We start from the raw sequence: 23,010 nt of genomic DNA, 5'->3' as shown, positions 1-23,010 counted from the left end.
TCCCCTGTTAACATTTTGTGGATATATTCTATATTCAAGATTTTATTTGCGACTATAAATGTAAGTAATTTACAGGATAATTATGTTTTTTATGCTTATTAAGCATTATAATATAACAAGTTGAGTTTTTCAAAACAAAATGAATAAAACACCTTATTAAGATAAAATCTGTTCTATTTCCACAGATTTTAATTTTTAAATACATGTTATACATATCAACGTTAAAATGAAAAATATGAAAATAAAACTACTTTTCATTCTGTTTATTACATTATTTAATACTGGACAGATTAATTCACAAAATTTATTAGATACCTCTAGTTGGACAATTGGGAATGGTTCTGTTTCTGGTTTTGGTCAAAATGGTTCAACGACTGAAAACAGTCGAGAATATGGTATTGATCCTCATGGTGAATCCTCGATACTCTGGAAAGCTAGTAATGACGCAGAAAGTAATGCAGATGGTGGTTGGAATTCCAGTTATCATAATATTGATCACACCAAGACTTATCGATTTTCAGTATGGATCAAGAAAACCAACTCTAATTCTGGAACGACATATTTTGGAACTACAAGCTATAGTAATAACTCCCATCATATACTAAACTTAAATAATGAAGCAATAAATACAAATCCATACTTTTGGCATGGCGACTTACCTCAATTAAATAAATGGTATTTAATTATTGGGTTTGTACATGGAAGCAATTATGACTCTACAATGAGTTATGGTGGTATATATGACCCACAAACAGGCACGAAGGTTGCGAACACCACTGATTTTAAATTTGCCGAAACAGCGGTAAATGTCAGGCATCGTTCATACCTTTATTATGACACGAACACATCGAACAAGCAGTATTTTTGGGCTCCCAGAATCGACGAAGTTAATGGTAACGAACTTTCAATAGGAGAGTTGCTTGGCTCAAATGATTTGGACACAAACCTTTTGAATACTTCGTCGTGGGAAGTTGGCACAGGTTCTGTTTCTGGATTTAATCAAAATGGGGCTACTTCAGAAAATAGTAGAGTTTTTGGGAAAAACCATGTCGGTGATGATGTAATCCTTTGGGAGGCTACACCCGATGTTAATAATAATGCTGATGGAGGATGGAATTCAGATTATCATAATATCAATCATAACACAACCTACCGATTTAGTGTATGGATAAAGAAATTAAATTCTAATAATGGCTCTACATATTTAGGTTGTAACAGTACCGACAACATATTGAAACTAAATGGGACAGTAAATAATAATCCTTATTTCTGGGCTGGAGATCTCCCTAAACTGAATAGATGGTATTTAATTGTCGGGTACGTGCATAAAAGCAGCTATACTTCTACTACGAATCTTGGCCGTATTTATGATGGTGTCACCGGTAAAGAGGTTAAAACAATAACCGACTATAAATTTAAAAATACAGCTATTAATGTTAGACATCGATCGTACTTATATTATGATACGAATACATCTGACAGACAATATTTCTGGGCACCTAGAATTGATCCAGTCACAGGCAATGAGCCAACCATAAATGAACTCTTACAAATAAATGAAAATTCCAAATTGATTCTTAGCTATGATATTGCAGGAAATCAAAAGCAACGATTCTATTGTGAAGAAGAAGGTTTTTGTTCACCTAAGGCTCCTACCAGTAGAAAAGTTGAGGACATGATTGTTGCAGAAACAACAGAAGAGCTTGCTCAGTTAGCTCCTAACCCTACTATAGAGGAAGAAGAAAAGGATCTTATAGAATATTACCCTTCTATTTATCCAAATCCAACAAATGGTAGAGTTTCAATTCAATTATCAGGTGTTGATTATAATTTAACAGGCTCTATAAACATTTATAGTTCAAATGGATCACTTGTAAAAAGTATTCAAGTTAATAGTCCGACAAACCAAATCGAACTTAATATTAGTACTTTATCTTCTGGAACCTATCTCGTACATATGCATTTCACAAATGGAACTGTAACTACCCAGCAAATTATCAAAAACTAAAATCGGCCGTTAATGAAAAAAGTTATATACACTATTGCGCTATGTTGCTCATTTACACTATTAGCACAAGAAAAAGAGAATATTCCAAGCCAAGGAGATACTTTTACCTACAAGAGGTTAGATATTTTAGAAACAGAAAAAGATGATTCCAAAAATTCGGATTCATATTTAAGAAATGAATCGCCTCAACTTGCAAGATCATCTTCTAGTTCAGGGATTGGAGAAACTCCGGGATTTCTGTCAGTTTCTCTTACGGGGGCTGCTACTTATGAGGTTCCAATTGCCACTCCTCCAGGTGTTAGGGGTATTGCTCCCGAAATATCATTACGCTATAATAGTCAAGCTAGCGTTGGTATTGCAGGCTATGGGTGGAATATTGGAGGTTTGTCTGTAATATCAAGAATTCCATCAACTAAATACCATGATAGTAATATAGACGGTGTAGATTTCGATTCTTCAGATCGTTTTTCTTTGGATGGTCAACGATTAGTTTTAAAAAGCGGTACTTATGGAGCAAATGGAGCTGTTTATGAAACCGAAAATTACTCTAATTTAAAAATAATTTCATATGGAACCTCTCCATATGGGGCAAGTTATGGACCGTCTTATTTCATTGTTTATTATCCTGACGGCTCAAAAGCATATTACGGTTTTAATTCAGGTTCAAAGTCTCGAACTACTTATGCAATTTCATATTGGCAGGATCATAAAGGAGTGAAAATTGATTATGAATACCTTCAAAGTTATAACTCACTTTTTATATCAAAGATTAAATATGGTACTACAAGTGGAAGTAGTACTGCGCCTATTAATGAGATTCGGTTTACATATAAAGATATTTCGAGTTCAGGATACGGTTCTTATCAACAAGCTTACATTAACAACATTTCCTTCATTAAGGATAAATTGTTAACCCAAATTGAATCATACTCTAACAATATTAGATTTAGAAGATATACACTTAGTCATACCAATTTGTCTGGATATGCCCGACTTAATCATATACAAGAACATAGCAGTGACCTTAGTCAAAAACATACATGGATAAGTTTTCAATATGACACAAGTTCTGATGTGATTTCTTATCAAGGGTTGACAACTACCGGCCTTAATAATGTGGAGCAACGTAATGCAAAAACTGCTTCTTTAGATCTTACTGGAAACGGGAAAATGGATTATTTAGTTTACCCTAATGCAAAAAATAAGTTTTGGTTATTTAAAGATGTACAAAATGGAAGTTATAATTACCCTTATGAGGTCAACACAGGTGCTTTCAAATCATTATTTCCTGTAACTTGGCTCAATCATCAAGGAAAGATACTTGAAGGTCAGGGAATTGGTGTTGTTCAAGAGGGTACAAATAATACAGTCAACTTTAAAGTATACTCCAATGGAACTACATCTCCCATCTATTATCAGTATACAAAAACATGGAATCAACCAACTTACTCATATTATTTATCTCCTAATAACTCTACGGAAAAGAGAATTCCTTTTGAATATGTCTCAGGGGATTTCAATGGTGATGGGTTGACGGAGGTATTAGCTATTGGAATGCCATACACTAGCAGATATTGTAATTATCACGGCGATTGTAATGATCCTGATCCTTGTGATGTAACGCAAGGACCTATTGATTGTTTAGAGCAATTTCAGAAAAAATCAGGACAGATGCGTGAAAATCAAAATGTTGACAAAAACTTTCTTAGTGTGGGCAAAAATGCTTCTGTAGATAATACCCTAGAAGTTACAGCGCCATTTGATGTTGAAACAACTTTAATTGGTGATTGTAACTATTCGTGTTATTCATCAACATCCAATTACAAAAGTGTATATAAAATTGATCTAAAACGGGATGTCTCCTCTGGCTATGTTAAATATTCCGGCTACCTACAAGAACATTTAACCGGAAATTATAAACTTCTCACAGGTGACTTTAATGGGGATGGAAGGACAGATGTCATGCATATTACTGAAGGAAAAAAAGTTTATGTATATACTTTTGACAATAGTGGTAATATGCAACTGTTATGGACTACTAATCTGTACTCAACATATAATCCGGATCCAAACTGGCCTTTTTTACTGGGTGATTATAACGGTGATGGAAAAACAGACTTTATGCATCCTACCGCAAAGAACAGCAAAAATTTTGTGATGGGGCTTTCTACTGGTACAGGTTTTCAGATGGGAACGCGAACCATGGATTTTACTTTTCATACCAGCACATGGAGTGGCTCAGAATTGAATACATATAATTATATTTCTATAGATGCTAATGGGGATGGTAAAACAGATGTGGTAATGCACAGAGCCAAAACCTACAATGACAGTTCTAACGGAACGCAATATATCTATATGTATAAAAATGAAGGACTAAGATCCTTAAGTAATGTATTGGACATTAGGTTTACTCAAAGAAGCTCAAGAAGCACAACCGGAAATTTAAAGCATTACCCAATACCTATTTTTCTTTCTTCAGATCAAGAGAATAAAAATTTAGAAATTGCGGCGATAAGTCATAATTGGATCAAGAAATTTTCTTTTAATTCAGACCTGCGAGAAGATGCTCTTATAAAGGAAATCAGTAATAATGGAGTGACCTATGAAATTGAATATAAGAATCTTGATCCAACCATATATAATCAAGATGGAATACAAATTTATCATTCAGGATATGATCAGATTTATCCGAATGTAGATGTTAGGATTGCACCTGATATAAAGGTAGTTACTATGTTTAAACGTGTTTGTACAGGCACTCCTACTTTGAAACAATTATTTGCATATCAGGGAGGTGTTTATAATGTGGAGGGGCTTAGTTTTTTAGGGTTTCAGGGATTTGTAGAAAGTAATTGGCATACCGGGTATAGTGATAGAATATTTAACACCTCTAAGTATGATGTTAATTTAAGAGGTGCTATGGTTGCAGAATATTCTCAACCTAACAATTTTAATTTTAGCATCCCTTCGTCTAATTACATTTTAAAAACTACATACCAGCATGGCCATTCCCTTTCAGGTACAAAAGTTTTTAAATCGTGGGTTAACTCTAAGCTCGTACAAAACGCTCTTCAAGGAGTTAACATTAACACTAGTTATCAATACGACAGCTATAACAGCCCCACCAATATTGTCACGGACTACTATAACCATGGGAGTACCAATGTGACCTATACGTACGCAAACAGTACTGGTTCTACATATTACATTGGTAGAGCAACTAAAAGAGTAGAAACAACTACAGTCGGAGGAAATTCATTCAGCACAGAACAACAATTCGTATATTCAGGATACCAGCTTACCCAAATAAAATCAAAAGGGAATGGAACCTCATTTAATACAGTTTCCTTTGAATATGATCATCCTTTCGGGAATGTTAAAAAGCAAACTACTACTCCTAGTGGAGAATCTTCACGTATAGTGCAATATGAATATGATGACAGTGGGCGGTTTTTGAAGAAACATACAGATATAGAGGGACTTGTGACCAACTATCAATACAATGCGGATACGGGGACATTAACTTCAATGACTAATGCTTATGGGCAGACAACGAGTTATGAATATGATATTTGGAATAGACAAATTAAGGAAACTGATTATTTGGGAAAAGCGCTAACTACTTCTTATGAAGAATATTCAAACCAATATACTGTAACAAGTAATGGAGATGATGGGAGTGGAATGATTTCTAAGTTTGACCGTTTACAACGACTATCCGAAGTGCATGAAAAAGACATCCTGGGACAATGGATAAAGACTAAATATGAATATGATAAATTTGATCGCGTTTCAAGAGTGAGTGAACCTTATACAGGCTCTAGCCCAACACAATGGAATGAGACCTTGTATGACTTTTACGGAAGACCTAAAGAGCAAACTCTGCATACTGGCAGAACGTTTAATATAAGTTATAGTGGGTTGACTACGACTGTAAATGACGGTGTAAAAACAGTAAGTTCTACTGTAGACGCTATGGGTAATACTAAAAAAGTAACCGATCCGGGAGGTACAATCAATTATACTTATCATGGAAATGGAAGTCTAAAGACCGCTAGTTTTAACGGTGTACTGGTTTCAACAGAAATTGACGGTTGGGGGCGAAAAACTAAATTGATTGATCCTTCAGCTGGCACATATGAATATGAGTACAACGGATTTGGTGAATTGACCAAAGAAATTACTCCGAAAGGAACAACAAATTATGATTATTCTCCTGTAGGGAAGTTACAGCAGAAAATAATTCAAGGAGACAATACTGATATGACTATCAGTTACACCTACCATCCTACCCATAAATCTCCTACCAACATATCAATGACGAGTGCCGATGGAAATAATAGTAGTTATGCCTATACTTATGATACTCAAGTAAGGCTTACCAGTGTAACCGAAAACAATCCATACGCACAATTTAAAAAGAGTTATACCTATGATGCCTTTGGTAGGGTGAGTACTGAAGATTACTATGCTAAGCTTTTATCCAATAGCAGGACTAGTCAGAAGAAAATTGTGAATATTTATCAGAATGGGGGACTTAAACAAATAAATAACTATGATAATAACGCAGTATTATGGCAGGTTAACAGTCTTAATGCCCGAGGACAAATTACAGATGCCAGTTACGGTCAAATTAAATCATTGAATGCGTTCGACCCTTTTGGCTATCTTACAAGTATCAAAGCTAACAAAGCATCGGATAATGCCAACTTGATGACCCTTACATACGATTTTGATGTACAACGAGGCACACTAAATAGTCGCACCAATAGCATGTTCTCTTGGTCGGAAACTTTTGGTTATGACAATCTGGACAGGCTTGTTTCATTTAATGATAATGACGGTAATAAAAACCATACTTATGATGCCTTCGGTAGAATTACAGAAAATAGCGCTGTAGGAGGGTATAGTTATTTTGGAAGCACCTCTTACCAATTAAGTGAAATTGATCTTAATATTCAGGGAGATCTTTATTATCAAAATAATAGTCTCCAACAAATATCTTTTAACGCATTTAAAAGTCCTCACGAAATAAAAGAAGATGGTAAAGACCGAATTGGGTTTCAATACAATGCCTTTATGGGTCGGTCACATCGTTTTTATGGAGGTTTTGAAGATAATCTATTACAACGAAACAATCGTAAACACTATGCTTTTGATGGTAGTATGGAAATTAGCCATGACATAGCTACTGATAAAACAACCTTTGTTTCTTTTATTGGAGGAAATGCTTATGATGCACCTGCCATTTGGAGATCAGAGCAAGGGCCCAGCTCTTCAAACAAGTTCTATTTCCTGCATCGAGATCATATGAATAGCATTCTAATGATAACGGAGGAAAATGGAGTTATCGCTGAAAAGCGTCATTTTGATGCCTGGGGAAATATTGTCAAACTAACCGATGGTAATGGTAATGATCTTGAAGACTTTAAAATTATAGACAGAGGGTACACAAGTCATGAGCATTTAAGCAGTGTTGGACTTATCCACATGAATGGACGATTATATGACCCCAATCTAAGACGCTTCTTAAGTCCGGATAACTATATTCAGGATATAACCAGCTCCCAAAATTTTAATCGTTATGGCTATGTACTTAATAATCCATTAATGTATTGGGATCCTTCCGGAGAGCAAACAGAAACCGGTTCAATAAACAGTAACTTTATAATTGGAACAGCTATTGCCTTAGGCAGTTTTATCGCCAATTCATGGGAAAACATCAAATCCTGGGATTGGAAGGGTCTTGGAGATGCTATTGCTCGACCGTATAGAGAAGTAGGCCGTTTTTTCAAGAAACTTTTTGGGGGAGGAAAAAAACACAATTCCGTAAAAGAAGTGTCTAATCCACAAAACCTAACAATGGATCCTTTAGCAAGATCCAGTTTGGAATATGCACCTACAGCCACCACAGGGATTGGGCAAGCCGACACAGGTCTGAGGATACTAAAAACTTATGTGGAGTTTAATATAGGCTTTAAAAGAGGTTTCATTGCAGGAGCCAAAAGCACTTGGAGTTTTATAAAAAGTCTACGTACTGCTCAAGGATGGAAAAATCTTGGGCAAGGATTTGTTAACTTTGCACAGATGGGTACCATGTACTCACCAGAAGGTATGTTAATGCGTGTCGAAATGGGGATGGCTATTAATGACTATGTGACCAATATACCTAATATGTCTGTATATGAGGTTAGCTATGATCTTGGTTATATTTTTGAACAAGCTGTAGAAACTTTTTTTGTATCAAAAGGTGCTGGTATGGCAGTGAATGCGGTTAAAGGAACTGCAACAGCAATTAGAGGTAGTACTGCTGCCGTTAAGGGGGTAAGTAACATAGCCAAGACTCCTGTAGGTAGAAGTGGTAATGTGATGAAAATTCTAACAAAGAACTCTCCTGCAACAATTGGCGGCAGAAAATTCACAGGTCATGCTCTTGATCAAATGCAATCAAGGGGTATTATTTCACCAAGAACTGTACTTGATGTAATTAATAATCCAGCCCGAACATTCCCAGGTAATACCCCAGGTACTTCTGTTTTCATTAGGGATAATTTAAAGATTATTACTAATAAGGCAGGTGATATTATTACAGTTATCCCACAATAGAAAAACTTGAAAAATGAGACTTACAGGAGATTTAGGAAAATTAGAGATAAGTGTTTTAAGAAGAAGCAATTCTGAAACAGACGACTATTGGGACGGTAATTGGCTTGAATCACAAATCAAAATAGATGTTCAGGGCATACATACATTGTATGGTACTAATTTAAGGGTTGACGACTTACAAAGGTTTTATAAATCTTTGACAGCCTTGCAAAACGATACTACTAAAGAGAGTGAGTTTACAACAATGGAAGAAGGGTTGTATTTGCATTTTCAAGTTGAGTCTAATGGCTCTGTAAACTGCAAGGGGAAAGCAAATACCGATAGCGGAGATAGTTTGGAATTTAAGTTCCAAACAGACTTGGCAACTTTAGACCGTTTTGTTGGAGAGCTTGAAACAACTTTAGAATCTTATCCTTTGGTGGGTAGTTTAGAATAGAAATCAATGTGCTAGATAGTTAACAAATGTTGCATATCATGTACATGAAAAAAGTTGAAAATTTTATTAAGCCTCGATTTAATTGAGGCTTTTTGCTTTAAGAAAGTTGCTGTTTAAGGTTAGCTTTTAGCAGGAAAGCAGACAGCAAGTCTACTACCGTTTTCTTTTGGTCATCTGGCAGTTGCTGCGTTTTATTGAAAAGACTAAGAAGCTCGTTATCTGCAATGCGGATGCGAGCTTTTTCATTTTGCTGGCCATAGTGCAAAATTCGGACAAAGTATACCACTAACTTCGGAGCAAAGTGAGCCACCTGTGCCGGTCTAAATTGAGCATAGCTTGCCGGAGCAAAGTGAGCCACTAAAAATCGTTTCTATTTGAGTTTACAAATAATCTTTCTTTTACAAGAAAAAATTATGGCAAACAAACAAATAGACATGCGAAAAGTAAAAACCTTATTCAAGTTACACGCCCAAGGTGTCAGTAAGCGGCAGATAAGCATACAGCTTGGTATATCACGCAATACCGCGAGCAAGTACATTAGCTTTTTTAAAGCTTATAAACTAACGGCTTACGAAGTATCCGCTTTGAGTATAGAAGAGCTTGACAAGCTCTTTCTAAACAAGACAAAACCCAAGAGCGGACAATTACAAACCCTGGAGCAGTACTTCCCGTACTTTGATAAAGAGATGAAGAAAACAGGCGTTACGCAACGCCTGTTATGGGAAGAGTACAAAGAACGGCATCCCGATGGCTTTCAGTTCTCCCAGTTTAGATATTGGTATCTGGAATGGCGCAAAGAAGTCTCGCCAGTAATGCATTTTAACCACAAAGCTGGTGATAAGCTCTTTATAGACTTTACGGGCAAGAAACTTACCATTGTAGATAAATATACAGGAGAGCTTAAAGGTTTAGAGGTCTTTGTCTGTGTTTTGGGGGCTAGCCAATCCACCTATGTAGAAGCCTGCGAGAGCCATAAAAAAGAAGACTTTATACGGTGTATAGAAAATGCACTATGGTTCTATGGAGGTGTGTCCAGGGCCTTAGTTACAGACAACCTTAAAGCGGCAGTAACCAAAAGTAGCCGCTATGAACCAAAAATTAACGAGACCCTTTCTGATTTTTCAGATTATTATGACACTACAATACTACCTACAAGAACTTACAAACCTAGGGACAAAGCCATCGTAGAGAATGCCGTGCGCATTATATATACCCGGGTATTTGCCAAACTTAGAAAAGAAACTTTTCATAGCGAAGCAGAAATCAATAAACGCATCCTGGAACTTATAGAAGTACATAACAATATGTCATTTAGGGGGCGTGAATATACCAGAAGCTCCCTGTTCCAAGAACTGGAACGCCCAGAACTTAAGTCACTTCCCGTAAAGCGCTATGAGCTAAAACAGTATGCCAATGGCACGGTGCATAAAAACAGCCACATCTATTTTAATAAAGACAAGCACTACTACAGTGTTCCCTACCAACACATAGGTAAGCGCATACGTATCGTTTACTCAGAGAGTGCCATAGAAATCTATTACATATACAACCGTATAGCAATACACCCAAGGCACAGAAAAAAGTATGCCTATACCACTACTAAAGAACATATGCCCTCACACCATCATTTTGTAAGTGAATGGAGCAGCGAAAAGTTTATAAGCTGGGCGGGGAGTATCGGGCACGATTGCCAAGATTACATCGTCAAGATACTGGACAAAAAACAACACCCCGAGCAGTCCTATAAATCCTGTATGGGCATTTTACAATTACAGAATAAAATAGGACGCACCCGATTGAACAACGCCTGTAAGCGAGCCCTGGACTACGGCGCCTACAATTACAATGTCATCGTAAACATCTTGGAGAAAGGTTGGGATGCCATAGAAGATATGCCCCAAGAACAGAGTCAAGTCCCCAATCATACCAACATCAGAGGAAAAGATTATTATAAATAAACACCATTATGAACACACAAACTTTAGAACAGATGAAGCACTTGCGCTTCTACGGTATGCACAGGGCCTTTAATGAAACATTACAAGCAGGCAGTGAACAGTACACCAACGATCAACTTATTGCCCATTTGATACAATCTGAATGGGATGACCGCTACAACAGAAAAATTGAGCGCCTTACCAAGGCCGCCAAGTTTAGGTACAAGGCCATTATAGAGAACATCAACTATGACCTGGGCAGAAATATCGATAAAAACCAGATCCAACGCTTTGCGAGCTGTGATTTCATAAAAAATGAAGACAATATACTCATTACAGGGAGTACCGGTGTGGGCAAGAGCTACATTGCTTCTGCCATTGGTTACCAGGCCTGCACATTAGGGTACAGGGTGATGTATTTTAATACCAACAAACTTTTCACTAAAATGAAAACGGCCAAGGCCGATGGCTCCTACCTAAGGGAGATCAACCGACTGGAAAAGCAGGACCTACTCATCTTGGACGACTTTGGGCTTAAAACCTTGGATAGTGTTAACAGACACATATTTATGGAAATCATTGAAGATAGGCACGGTAAACACTCCACCATTATAGCCTCACAACTGCCAACAGAAGCATGGCATCAAATTATTGGAGAACAGACCATAGCCGATGCCATTTTGGATCGATTGGTGTACTCAGCACACCGCATTAACCTTAAAGGAGAATCCATGAGAAAAAAATTAAAAAAGAATCACTAATTTTAGCACTCAAATGAAACGATTTTTGGTTCTTCATTTACACTGCTCACCTTCATCCGGCACGGGTGGCTCACTTTAACCGAATTTTCCAGCTATGTGCATACTAATGAATAAATCAATATTTACATATTCGGAATACATATCTAACCTTCCCAATTGCCTATCGGCTTTACTCAATAGGTTAAAAACTTCCATATCATTTACTATCCATTCTCTATTTATAGGGTCAGGCTGAAAACTTTTGTAATAGCCTTGATTAACATCTGTTCCAGATTTAAAACCGTTCATAATAATATTAAAAGTATAATACGTTACATTATTAATGTACAAAAATACACGAAAAGTATAATAATGTAAGGCTCCCTAAAAAACGAAGCGTTATAAATTAGAAAAACGTTTAAATTTAGGGTAATGAAAAAAACAAGACACACCGAAACACAGATCATCAAGATCTTAAAGTCCCAGGAATCCGGACAATCCGTGACTGACCTATGCCGGGAACAAGGGATCAGCCAGGCCACTTTTTATAATTGGAAGAGCAAATATGGAGGTATGGATGCCAACCAACTTAAGAAGATGAAAGAGATGGAGGCAGAACTGTCCCAGTTCAAACGGATGTATGCCGATCTTGCTTTTGAGAACAATGCATTAAAAAACCTGATCGAAAAAAAGCTCTAAGGCCTGTCGATAAACGAGCAGCAGTTGGATATTTAGTCAAAGAGGAACACTTAAGCATCCGGCGGGCCTGTACAGCACTCAGTCTAAGCATATCGGTTTACTATTATCGTTTTAAAGCCAAGACAGAGGATCGGCATATCATAGATGAATTAGAGAAATTGGCGGAGGCTTATCCTACATATGGTTTTAAAAAGATGTATTATTTGTTACGGTCCAAAGGATATCTGTGGAACCATAAACGGGTTTATAGGGTTTATGTGATGATGAGCCTGAACATTCGGCGAAAACGCAAGAGAAGGCTCCCTGCACGTATTAAAACACCACATATCATACCGGTGGACTGTAATATTACCTGGAGTATGGATTTTATGCAGGATACCTTGATAAGCGGGAAGAGTTTTAGAACTTTTAATGTGATTGATGACCATAACAGGTAAGCTCTTATGATAGGGATTGACACCTCACTGAGTGCCAGACGTATTGTGAGGGATCTGGACAGACTCATTAGTTGGAGAGGGACTCCTAAAGTAGTACGAGTGGATAATGGCCCAGAGTTCACTTCAGCTGTATTCGACTCCTGGGCACGCAAACACAGTATCAAAATTTGTTTCACACAACCCGGTAAACCAACTCAAAACTCTTTAATTGAGCGATTTAATGGCTCTTATAGAAAAGAGGTTTTAGATGCACATTTATTTTTTGAATTAAATCAGGTAAGAGATCAAACACAAACATGGCTATGGAATTACAATAATATTAGGCCACACAAGTCCTTGGGATATAAAACCCCAGTCAATTTTGTAGAGCAAAGAAGCAAAACGCGTTTTGCTTCCCTTATAATCGACCAACACTTAATGGAAAAATACTATATTTGAAAGTGCTTCTATTTAGGGGAGTCTTACAAAACTGCATTCGACAAATGGGAAAACAAGGCACAGATATTAATCAGAAAGGGATACAACATTATAACCTCCAATCTACTATATAAAATAGCAACCGAAAAAGAAGAAAAAGAAGGACTCGATATAGCCGATTATTTTATAAAAGAAATTCAGTCTAATGACTATAAAATTTCTACAAATAACTATTTATCCAAAAAACCAATTATATTAAAAACAAAAAAAGAAACAATCGTCGAACACTTCAGGAAGAAGAACCCATGCTTTGATTTACTTGTCAAAACTTTTGATCTATCTATATAATAAAAAAAATCCCTCAGTGCGTTACTATCCGGTACAATTCCGGTAAGTCAGGCCACTAAGGAATGAATCAAAGATACAAAATTCTACATTATTACTTATTTAAAATAAAAAAAGGAGGTTAAAACCTCCTAATATATCTGTTTAAATAAAGCTCTTCAAATCATCCGTACCAAGTACTTCCAAAAAGTATTCTGTTTTGTGTTTTCATGTTTTATAGTTGAATTTTCTATTATTTATATTTTAATATACAAAATTTTTATGCAAATCTATTGTATTTCCTGGTTTTTTCGATAAAAGAACATAATAAATTTTTCTCCAGGCAACAAAACATCCCTATTAATATACGAGTGCTTATCATCATGATGAGTACCGTTATGATACAATTTATTATTGTTTAAGGGCTTGAATATAACATTTATATTTTTATCATGTTCAATAAAAACTGTTAAATCATCCATCAATCTCGCACTTCCAAAAGCAAAGTGCCTATCCTCATCTATGTTTTGCTTCAATACAACATCACTTTCCATGTGATATTCTTTATGTCCACTAAGCATTTTTGAAAATGTTTTCTTTTTAATTTTTTTTATTGTCTCTTCCACACATTCTATTTCCTCAAAATCACGTTGTTCACCATTTTTGATATAAAATTTGACATCCACACCATTGTTTTCATCTTCAATGTTAAATGAGGTTGAAAAATCAAACTCAAATTCATCCCGATTTGGTCGAATTATAGTATATGATGTTCTTTCGTTTATTTCCAAATATTTATCCTCCAATAGCTTAATCTTATAATTTACTTGAAAATTTTTATAATAATATGATATATTATTTTTAGTGAAAAGATCATTTCTTATTTTACTCTTTAATTTATCATATAATTCCGGAAACTCTTTCTTATACTTACACAATGTAACCGTTTGCCAAATTTCTTCAATGTTATTTTGCTTTAATAAATGAGAAGGTGAATAAGCTAGAGCGTCTATTTTATTAGTCATTAGCTCATCAAACTCATTTGACATTACTATCTTTTTGAAATTTCTTTTGAAAACATTTAAACTATCCAAAAAGTTTAAACCCACTGAAAACACCCCAGCACTAAACAAAATTTTACATAAATCCAATAAAAATTCATGTGCCCTTTTGTGGGATGGATTTGTAATTTCTTCTCCAAAAAAATAGTCATAGAAGAAAAACACTATAGCAGGAATCAATAGAAATAAAAATAAGTTTTTAATTAAAAACCGCATTACCTTTAATGTTACCGGCCTTAAATCTTTATATGACTTATAAACATATATAATAAGTATTAATATAACTGTTATTGAAATAATTAAAAGTAATTTATCAGTACTTACATATTGAAACACCTTCATATTGTCTAATTATCAAAAATTTTTGAAATTTATAAATTTTATCCTACAGAATACAGGAAATGAAGTATATTTTTGTAATTATACTTGAAAATTTTTGATTTAATACTGGTTAGTTAATTGATATAATAGCAATTATATCTCATCTAATTTAATCAATATCCTTTTGTATTTGGAACAAAATTTGTTACATTATAAGTACAATTGAAAAAAATGTATAATTTTGTAACACCAATCATGTGTAATGTCTATGAATAGAAATTCTGTAGTTGGGACGAATATCAAATTGTTCAGAGAACAATTTGATATGACCCAAGAAACGTTCTCTAATTACCTTGGTATCACAAGAGAAGAGGTAAGTTATTATGAGAATGGAAAAAGAACTGTTCCTCTTGATATCTTAAAAAAGGCAGCCGATTTTTTTGGTGTAGACGAGTATATCCTTTTTGAAGAAAATCGTGAAAACCTTGTTACAGATTTATCGTTTGCTTTTAGAGCAGATGATTTTACCAAATCTGACATGGAAGAAATTGCGAAGTTCAAAAAAATTGTAAAGAACTATGTCAATATGAAAAATTTCTTTGAAAGATTCAATGAGAAGTAATATTAAGGTTCTTGAAAAAAGAGCTAATGAATTTAGAAATTTTATTGGAGTAGGTTTAGATGACTCCATCCATTTAAGAAGTGTTTTAACAAAACTCAATGTTATTACAATTTTTAAACCACTTGGTGATGGTTTTTCTGGTATGGCTATTAAAATTGAAAAAGATAAGTCATCACCTTTCAGATTCATTTTGGTTAACAGTAATCACCCCATTGGAAAGCAACATTTCACAGTTTGTCACGAATTATATCATCTTTTTGTTCAAGAAAAATTCACTTCCAGATTTTGCAATACTGGTAAATTTAATACAAAAGATCCTGAAGAATTTAACGCTGATTGGTTTGCTGCTTTTCTTTTATTACCAACCTCCGGTATTGAGAGTTTGATTCCAGATACTGAAATAGTAAAGGATAAAATAAAGTTAAAGACTATACTTAAAATTGAACATTTTTTTGGTTGTTCAAGAGCAGCACTACTTTATAGACTTTTTAAACTCGGGTATATCTCCCAAAAGTATTATGATGAGTTAAGAGTTAATGTTAAACTAAGTGCTTTCCAATATGGTTATGACACAACTTTGTATGAAAAAGGAAATCATAATCTTTTCATTGGAGATTATGGAAGTTTAGCCAGAGAACTATTTGAATCAAACGCTATATCCGAAAGTCATTATTTTAGTCTCTTATTTGACCTTGGCTTAAATGCTGAAAGTATAGAAAAATTAAGTGAAGATTTTGACGGTGAAGAATATGAAGCATGAAAATATTATTTTAATAGATGCTGATGTTGTTTCACATTTTATTAATGCCGGGGAAATTTTATTACTTGGTAAAATATTTAAAACTCCCATTAAAATTCTAGATAAAGTTTATTCTGAATTAGAAAGATGGCCTAAGAAAAAAACAGAAGTTGACAACTTAATTAATTTCAATCTCTTAGATGTTATCCCTTTTCCAGAGCATGATACTTCAATAAGAAAAGAGTATTTGTACATAAAAAGTGTATTATTTAAAGGAGAAGGAGAAAGCGCATGTATGGCTGTTGCCAGATATAATAAAAACGTTCTCGCAAGTAATAACTTAAGTGATATTGGTAATTACTGCCAACTCCATAACATAATTTATTTGACTACCGCAGACTTTCTATATAGAGCATACCAGACAGGTTTATTTACAGAGGAAAGGTGCAACAATTTTATTAAAAAAAATATTAAATCAAATAAAAACTACTTAGGTATAAATAAAATGAATGACTATAAACCAAGGGATTTTTCTCATATAAAATAATCACTTAACTATCTTACATTTATTTAAAAATACGCTCATTTGAACGTACACACCAAAACAAAAACCCTTCAACTATCTAATAGTGAAGGGTTTACATTTATTACCAGTGGTCCCACCTGGGCTCGAACCAGGGACCCCCTGATTATGAGTCAGGTGCTCTAACCAGCTGAGCTATAGGACCGGCTAAAATTGGAGTGCAATATTACTATTATTTTTATAATACTGCAAGCCTTTTTTAATAATTACTCACTAAGTGAGATTTAATACACTCTGACGCTTGCTCCGAGGTAATTTACTTAATTTCTTCACACAGCTCTACCAGCACGCCATTGGTAGATTTAGGGTGTAAAAATACAACCTTCTTATTATCAGCTCCCTTTTTAGGAATTTCATTCAAAACAATAAACCCTTCGTTTTTCAGCCGCTCTGTCTCTGCTTCAATATTTTCTACATCAAAAGCGATATGATGAATTCCTTCTCCTTTCTTTTCTATAAACTTAGCAATCGGGCTGTCTGCTTTTGTAGCTTCTAAAAGCTCTATCTTACTTTCGCCGGTTTTAAAAAACATCGTTTTTACTCCTTCTGACTCCACTTCTTCTGTTTTATAGGCTTCCGTATTTAAAAGCTTTTCAAACAATGGACCCGAAACCTTTAAATCTTTTACTGCAATCCCTAAATGCTCTATTTTTTTCATCTGTTTTTAAACTTCTTTTCCAATCTCAAAGTTAATACTTTTATAGTGTAATCTTTATTGTTGTATTTTTGCAGTATGGAATCACACAGACAGAAAAAAATAGCAGGGGTTATACAGAAAGATTTGGCCGATATTTTACAACGAGCCATTAATGACAGCGGACTAAGAGGAACCTTAATCTCTGTAACTAAAGTAAAAGTTACGGTAGACCTTTCTATTGCCAAAGTATATCTCAGTATTTTTCCGAATACTAATAACAAAGAGATTCTGGCCGATATTCGCGTTATTCAACCTAAGGTAAAGCATGAATTATCTCAACGAACCAAAAACCAATTACGAAGAATACCTGAACTCGAATTTTTTATTGATGATTCTTTAGAATATATCGATCAGATTGACCGTTCTCTAAAAGGTGAAGATAATCCGCTACAGAACCCGGACCTTTTAGAACAAAGAAAGAAATCATAATAGTTGTTTTTCCCTTTTTACATAGCAAAACGTTACCTGATATCTAAAAGCAGTCAAAATGCTGTAAACATTATCAATATGGTTACTTTTTTGGTAATTGTTATCGGGGCTGCTTCTCTTTTTATCGTTTTATCTGCTTTTTCGGGACTGAAGACTTTTAGTCTTTCTTTTACTAATGCTTTTGATCCTGATCTTAAAATTGTACCAGCCAACGGAAAGGTTCTGTCTTTTGATACAGGAACTACTGATAAATTGAGTGCTGTTGATGGCATTGCCTCGTATTCGAAAGAATTAGAAGAACGGGTTTTTTTAATGCATGACAAAAAAAACCACGTAGCCTATATAAAAGGGGTCGATGAAAATTACAATGCGGTTACCAAAACCGACAGTACCCTTTATGTAGGAGAGTGGCTGAATATTTATCCAGATCAGGTAGTTACCGGTATAGGAATTGCAAACATCCTGGGGTTAGCTGTTAACGATCGGCTGAACTCCTTACTTATTATGGCTCCGAAACCCGGGTCGGGCCCCATCAGGGCATCACAAAAAAAGCCCTACAATACTGCTTATACCTCTATAAGCGGAGTATACGCTATTAATGAAGACCTCGATAAAAAATATGTGTTTGCACACCTCAGCACCGTTCAAAGTCTTTTAGAACGTTCTGCCGACGAGGTAAGTGGTATAAACATCAAGCTAAAGGACGGGGTTGATGCTGAAACGGTAAAAGCCGGGATTACAGCGATTTTTAACAACCAGGTACAGGTTAAAACAAGAGCCGAACTGAATGCTACCTTGTATAAAATGCTCAATACGGAGAACCTTGCTATTTACCTGATATTTACGTTAGTCCTCATTATCGCTCTTTTTAACCTAGTCGGAGCCATCATCATGATGGTTTTAGACAAAAAAGCGAACCTTAAAACGCTATACAGCCTTGGTGTTACCATAAAAGAACTCCGGCAAATATACTTTTATCAAGGGGTCTTGGTTTCTGCCGTTGGTGGTTGTATTGGGATTCTGATCGGGTTTATGCTTACCTGGACACAAAAAACCTTTGGCTGGTTTATGATCACGCCTTCATTACCTTATCCGATGGACCTGACAATAATGAATTTTGTAGTGGTATTCCTGACCATCATTATTCTGGGCTATCTTGCTGCTAAAATAGCATCGCTGCGAATCAGTAAAAAGCTGATCGACTAAAGTAGCGTTAAACCATAAATTCTACATCAGAAAAAGTATCAATAATCTCATCCATCGTAGCAAATACATCTACGGCATCGTCTGATGTAACCAATCGCTGACGATACGGTTTAAAGTTTGGTATTCCTTTAAAATAATTAGCATAATGTCTCCTGGTTTCCAGGACTCCTAATTTTTCACCTTTCCAGTCAACAGACATCTCCAAATGGCGGCGGGCTGTTTTAACCCGTTCGGCTATAGTAGGTGGCGCGAGGTGCTCACCGGTTTTAAAATAATGCTTTACTTCATTAAAAAACCACGGATACCCTATACTCGCCCTCCCGATCATAGCTCCGTCTAATCCATATTCATCACGCATTTCTACGGCCTTTTCCGGGCAATCTACATCGCCGTTCCCGAAAACAGGGATATGCATCCTCTGATTGTTCTTTACTGCCGCGATCGGTTTCCAGTCGGCATTACCCTTATACATCTGTACCCGGGTTCTGCCATGTATCGAAATACCTTGTATGCCCACATCTTGCAATCGTTCGGCAACGTCTACAATCTGAATCGATTCGCTGTCCCACCCCAACCGGGTTTTAACGGTTACGGGCAGTTTTGTACGTTTAACCATCGCTTCGGTAAGCTTCACCATAAGCGGGATGTCCTTTAAAATACCTGCTCCGGCATTTTTACACACCACCTTTTTAACCGGGCATCCAAAGTTGATATCGATAATATCGGGATTAGATTTTTCAACAATATCGATCGCTTCTAACATAGAATCCATTTCCGCCCCGAAGATTTGAATTCCCACCGGGCGTTCTTTCTCATAAATATCGAGTTTCATAACGCTCTTGGCGGCATCGCGGATCAATCCTTCAGAAGAAATAAACTCAGTATATACCACATCTGCCCCGTTTTCTTTGCATAATGCCCTGAAAGGAGGGTCGCTCACGTCTTCCATGGGTGCCAGCAATAATGGAAAATCACCTAATTCTATGTTACCTATCTTAGCCACAGTATCTTACATTCTTTTTTAAGAGGTGCAAAGGTACATAAAATTTTTTCGTTGGAAATTATACTTACACTCCATGATAAAAATTGCAGACATTCCCGGGGTGAAAACAACATTTGTATCCTTTCTGAAAAATTTTAGTTTTCTATAGCAGGGAGGTATGTATTTATTTTAAAATGTAAAAGGCTGAATTGCTGATTTTTAGGAACTGCATTTACAATACCGATTTCTCTTCCAGTCGGTCTTGTTCCTGCGATCTGGTTTCTCTGTTATTGTCAGACAGCCTGAAATTACCGAACTTATATTTAAAACCCAGGCTTATACTTCTGTTCTCCTGCCTGGCTATAAATCCATTATCCTGATTTAAATACCGCGACCGAAGCCACATCTTATTTGTATTGAACAAATCTGTAATATTTAAACTTATGTCGGCTCTTTTATCCCACAATGTTTTGGTAACCCCCAGATCTATATAAAACTGGTTTTTCATTTTATACGATCCGCTTATAAAATTCGACAAATAATACAACGTAAAATTTGTATTAAGTGTTCCATCGTCAGAAAGACTAAGTTGGTTATAAGCCTGTCCTAAATAACCCCAGGTATGATTTCTCTGCATCGTATGACCACTCTGAATGGCTGTAAATTCGTTTTCTATATAAAAACCAGACATATATGTATATAAATACCACCAATCGGTTATGTAGCCATAATAAGTAAAGTCCAAACTATATTGAAACTCCTGTTCTATATTATAAATAGACTCCAATGATGTTCGGTTTTCATTATCCTGAAAGATCAGTCTCGAAAGATTATTATTAATATTCTGATAGTATAACGAAAAGATGTATTTCCCCTTGTAAGTATAATCAAAAGCTATTTTATTATCAATTGCGCGTGTTAAACGGGGATTTCCGCTTATATACTGATTTTCATTAGAATAATACCTGTACGGATTTAAACTACTATATTTCGGACGCTCCAGGCTTCTCTTATACATAACGCTGTACTGATGGTTCTCTGAAGGGCTATAAGATACGTTTGCCGTTGGAAAAAGTTCAAAATACTTTCTGGTATTAATCTCGCCCAGAGCGATAGAGTTTGCTTCTACATCTGTATATTCTCCCCTGACTCCTGTGCTCAATGACCATTTGTCCCAGTCATTACTGTACTGTGCATAACCGGCATAAACAGATTCTTTATATTTAAAATGATCATCAACTACATTTAACGGAACGACATTTCCGGCATAAATCACATAACTATTACTGTTATGAGAATTGTATTTAGCCCCGGTTTCTATGAGCGCCTCTTTAATGGGAATCGAAAAATCTACTCCCTGGGTAAAGATGTTGTTTTTTTGCTTTGCTGTAAAATCGAAGCTTCTCATATTACTATGGCTATCATCAGGATTAAAATAATTTGTTTCTAAATATTGATCCTGATCATTCTGATAATAAATATACTCACTGACCAAATCCATCTTTGTACCGTTTTGTCCTATTTTCAATTCATAATCCCCGGTAAATGACATATTCGACTTATCATTGTTAATATCGCTGTTTGTCAGGAAATAAGAATCCAGGTTCTTATTTACATCAAGAACCCGGGTCCTCATCTTATTCTCTAAAGTGGTGTTTGGTGCATACCATATATGAGAGCTCAGGTTTAAATGGCTTTTCTTGTTCAGTTTAAAGTCCAAGATAACATTTACCTGATGGGCATATGAATGTGTGATTTTTTTAAAATCCGATTCCCAGCTTCCATCCGGATTATCTCCATCAAACCAGTTTACATAACTGTCGTCGTGCTTATATTCTTTTCCGGGATTGTAACTGTAGTTAAGAAAGGCATCTACTGTATTCCCTTTGTAGTAATGACTGGTTCCGAGTGCATATTTAGGGAACACTGCCTGGGTCCATCGCCCTTCAATGCTTCCTTTGTATCCTATTGATATACTTTTTGAAGTGATTATATTGATTACTGTACCGGCTTCTGCATTGTACTTTGCGGAAGGATTGGTAATCACCTCAACCGATTGTATGTTCGAGCCTGAATAATTGGCGAGCAACCTGCTTAATTCTTCTCCGGACAGGTATACTTCGCGGTCGTTGATATAAACGCTGGCCGATGTATTCTTTACAAGGATAGAACCATTGTTTACTATAACACCCGGTGTTTGCCTGATAATGTCGAGAGAAGATACATTTGAAAGGGATGTATTTGCTACATTGAAGGTTAACCGGTCTGCTTTTCTTTCTATGGTTGGCCGATTGACAACGACTCCTTCTAACTCTTCAATTATTTTAACCAAAACAAGGTTTATTCCTTTTTTTGACCCATCAAGCGACAAATCGTAAAAATGTTCCTTATACCCGACATAACTGGATTTTAAAATATAGTTTCCCTTTTCCAGCTTTTCTAAAACAAAAGCTCCCTTAGCGTCTGAAGATACTGCTTTCACCATAGTTGAATCAGTACTACTCAACAAAAAAACATTGGCATAGACCAGTGGTTCATGGTCTTCGGCAGTAATATTACCACTTATGTAGAACTCCTGGGCATAGCCGTGGTACAATGACAAAACAAAGATATAACTTATCAGTTTCGTTACGTTTTTAAGCATAGGTTAAGATGAGGGTTGTCAAATTTTGACTAAAAATAATAATATTTCATCATCGCTCAAACAAAGTCTTAAGAATTTTCTGTAGACATGCTGTTTATATGCAATTCTTTTATACCGGT

Annotated in this window: 15 protein-coding genes, 1 tRNA gene and 1 pseudogene; 11 read left to right on the top strand and 6 right to left on the bottom strand. The window is 35.6% G+C overall.

Annotated features, from left to right (window positions below; all coding sequences use genetic code 11):
• The first annotated feature begins 235 nt into the window (after positions 1-235).
• From MQE36_RS05340 to MQE36_RS05330, 3 genes are read left to right on the top strand one after another with little or no spacing between them, the layout of a single operon-like run.
• Positions 236-2,008, top strand: coding sequence for a T9SS type A sorting domain-containing protein (locus MQE36_RS05340; protein ID WP_242938140.1), 1,773 nt, complete (start codon positions 236-238; stop codon positions 2,006-2,008).
• Between the two features lie 12 nt (positions 2,009-2,020).
• Positions 2,021-8,617 carry an FG-GAP-like repeat-containing protein gene (locus tag MQE36_RS05335; RefSeq protein WP_242938139.1) on the top strand — a complete coding sequence of 2,199 codons (6,597 nt, stop codon included), beginning with the start codon at positions 2,021-2,023 and terminating at the stop codon, positions 8,615-8,617.
• 13 nt (positions 8,618-8,630) lie between these two features.
• A complete protein-coding gene (locus MQE36_RS05330) occupies positions 8,631-9,053 on the top strand; it encodes a WapI family immunity protein (protein WP_242938138.1) in 423 nt (140 codons plus the stop codon).
• 97 nt (positions 9,054-9,150) lie between these two features.
• Here MQE36_RS05330 and MQE36_RS05325 read toward each other — a convergent pair whose 3' ends face one another.
• Complete coding sequence (locus MQE36_RS05325) at positions 9,151-9,411, bottom strand: hypothetical protein (protein ID WP_242938137.1); 261 nt, start codon at positions 9,409-9,411, stop codon at positions 9,151-9,153.
• A 55-nt stretch (positions 9,412-9,466) separates the two neighbouring features.
• On the opposite strand from MQE36_RS05325, the gene istA reads away from it, so the two are divergent.
• The 3 genes and pseudogenes from istA (at position 9,467) to MQE36_RS05310 (ending at position 13,304) form a co-directional block, all read left to right on the top strand.
• Positions 9,467-11,011, top strand: coding sequence for an IS21 family transposase (gene istA, locus MQE36_RS05320; RefSeq protein WP_242938136.1), 1,545 nt, complete (start codon positions 9,467-9,469; stop codon positions 11,009-11,011).
• A gap of 8 nt (positions 11,012-11,019) precedes the next feature.
• Entirely contained in the window at positions 11,020-11,751 is a 732-nt protein-coding gene (istB, locus tag MQE36_RS05315) for an IS21-like element helper ATPase IstB (protein WP_242938135.1), read from the top strand.
• 411 nt (positions 11,752-12,162) lie between these two features.
• Positions 12,163-13,304 (top strand): annotated as a pseudogene (locus MQE36_RS05310) (IS3 family transposase).
• Positions 13,305-13,897: 593 nt separating this feature from the next.
• Here MQE36_RS05310 and MQE36_RS05305 read toward each other — a convergent pair.
• Positions 13,898-15,010 (bottom strand): hypothetical protein, encoded by a 1,113-nt coding sequence (locus MQE36_RS05305; RefSeq protein WP_242938134.1) that lies wholly within the window; start codon positions 15,008-15,010, stop codon positions 13,898-13,900.
• A gap of 247 nt (positions 15,011-15,257) precedes the next feature.
• Between MQE36_RS05305 and MQE36_RS05300 the strand changes: the two genes are divergently transcribed.
• From MQE36_RS05300 to MQE36_RS05290, 3 genes are read left to right on the top strand one after another with little or no spacing between them, the layout of a single operon-like run.
• The gene (locus MQE36_RS05300; protein WP_242938133.1) at positions 15,258-15,611 is read left to right on the top strand and encodes a helix-turn-helix domain-containing protein; all 354 of its coding nucleotides are present in this window, start codon (positions 15,258-15,260) and stop codon (positions 15,609-15,611) included.
• A complete protein-coding gene (locus MQE36_RS05295; protein WP_242938132.1) occupies positions 15,601-16,371 on the top strand; it encodes an ImmA/IrrE family metallo-endopeptidase in 771 nt (256 codons plus the stop codon). Before MQE36_RS05300 ends, MQE36_RS05295 begins: the two co-directional genes overlap by 11 nt.
• Positions 16,361-16,897 carry a hypothetical protein gene (locus tag MQE36_RS05290; RefSeq protein WP_242938131.1) on the top strand — a complete coding sequence of 179 codons (537 nt, stop codon included), beginning with the start codon at positions 16,361-16,363 and terminating at the stop codon, positions 16,895-16,897. Before MQE36_RS05295 ends, MQE36_RS05290 begins: the two co-directional genes overlap by 11 nt.
• Before the next feature lie 107 nt (positions 16,898-17,004).
• On the opposite strand, the gene MQE36_RS05285 is transcribed toward MQE36_RS05290, so the two are convergent.
• Positions 17,005-17,078, bottom strand: a tRNA-Ile gene (locus tag MQE36_RS05285).
• A gap of 111 nt (positions 17,079-17,189) precedes the next feature.
• A complete protein-coding gene (gene mce, locus MQE36_RS05280) occupies positions 17,190-17,591 on the bottom strand; it encodes a methylmalonyl-CoA epimerase (protein ID WP_242938130.1) in 402 nt (133 codons plus the stop codon).
• Between the two features lie 75 nt (positions 17,592-17,666).
• On the opposite strand from mce, the gene rbfA reads away from it, so the two are divergent.
• Together rbfA and MQE36_RS05270 are read left to right on the top strand one after the other, a co-directional pair.
• Positions 17,667-18,059 (top strand): 30S ribosome-binding factor RbfA, encoded by a 393-nt coding sequence (gene rbfA / locus MQE36_RS05275; RefSeq protein ID WP_242938129.1) that lies wholly within the window; start codon positions 17,667-17,669, stop codon positions 18,057-18,059.
• Between the two features lie 78 nt (positions 18,060-18,137).
• A complete protein-coding gene (locus MQE36_RS05270) occupies positions 18,138-19,265 on the top strand; it encodes an ABC transporter permease (RefSeq protein WP_341461491.1) in 1,128 nt (375 codons plus the stop codon).
• Between the two features lie 7 nt (positions 19,266-19,272).
• Here MQE36_RS05270 and dusB read toward each other — a convergent pair whose 3' ends face one another.
• Together dusB and MQE36_RS05260 are read right to left on the bottom strand one after the other, a co-directional pair.
• Positions 19,273-20,268, bottom strand: a complete 996-nt coding sequence (gene dusB / locus MQE36_RS05265) for a tRNA dihydrouridine synthase DusB (RefSeq protein ID WP_242938127.1) — start codon at positions 20,266-20,268, stop codon at positions 19,273-19,275.
• A 211-nt stretch (positions 20,269-20,479) separates the two neighbouring features.
• Positions 20,480-22,891, bottom strand: coding sequence for an outer membrane beta-barrel protein (locus MQE36_RS05260; RefSeq protein WP_242938126.1), 2,412 nt, complete (start codon positions 22,889-22,891; stop codon positions 20,480-20,482).
• Positions 22,892-23,010 lie beyond the last annotated feature (119 nt).

This window comes from Zhouia spongiae (genome assembly GCF_022760175.1).
GTDB classification, from domain to species: Bacteria; Bacteroidota; Bacteroidia; order Flavobacteriales; family Flavobacteriaceae; genus Zhouia; species Zhouia spongiae.
The sequence above is the reverse complement of the archived record's forward strand: the minus strand, read 5'-3'. Positions and strand labels throughout refer to the sequence as shown.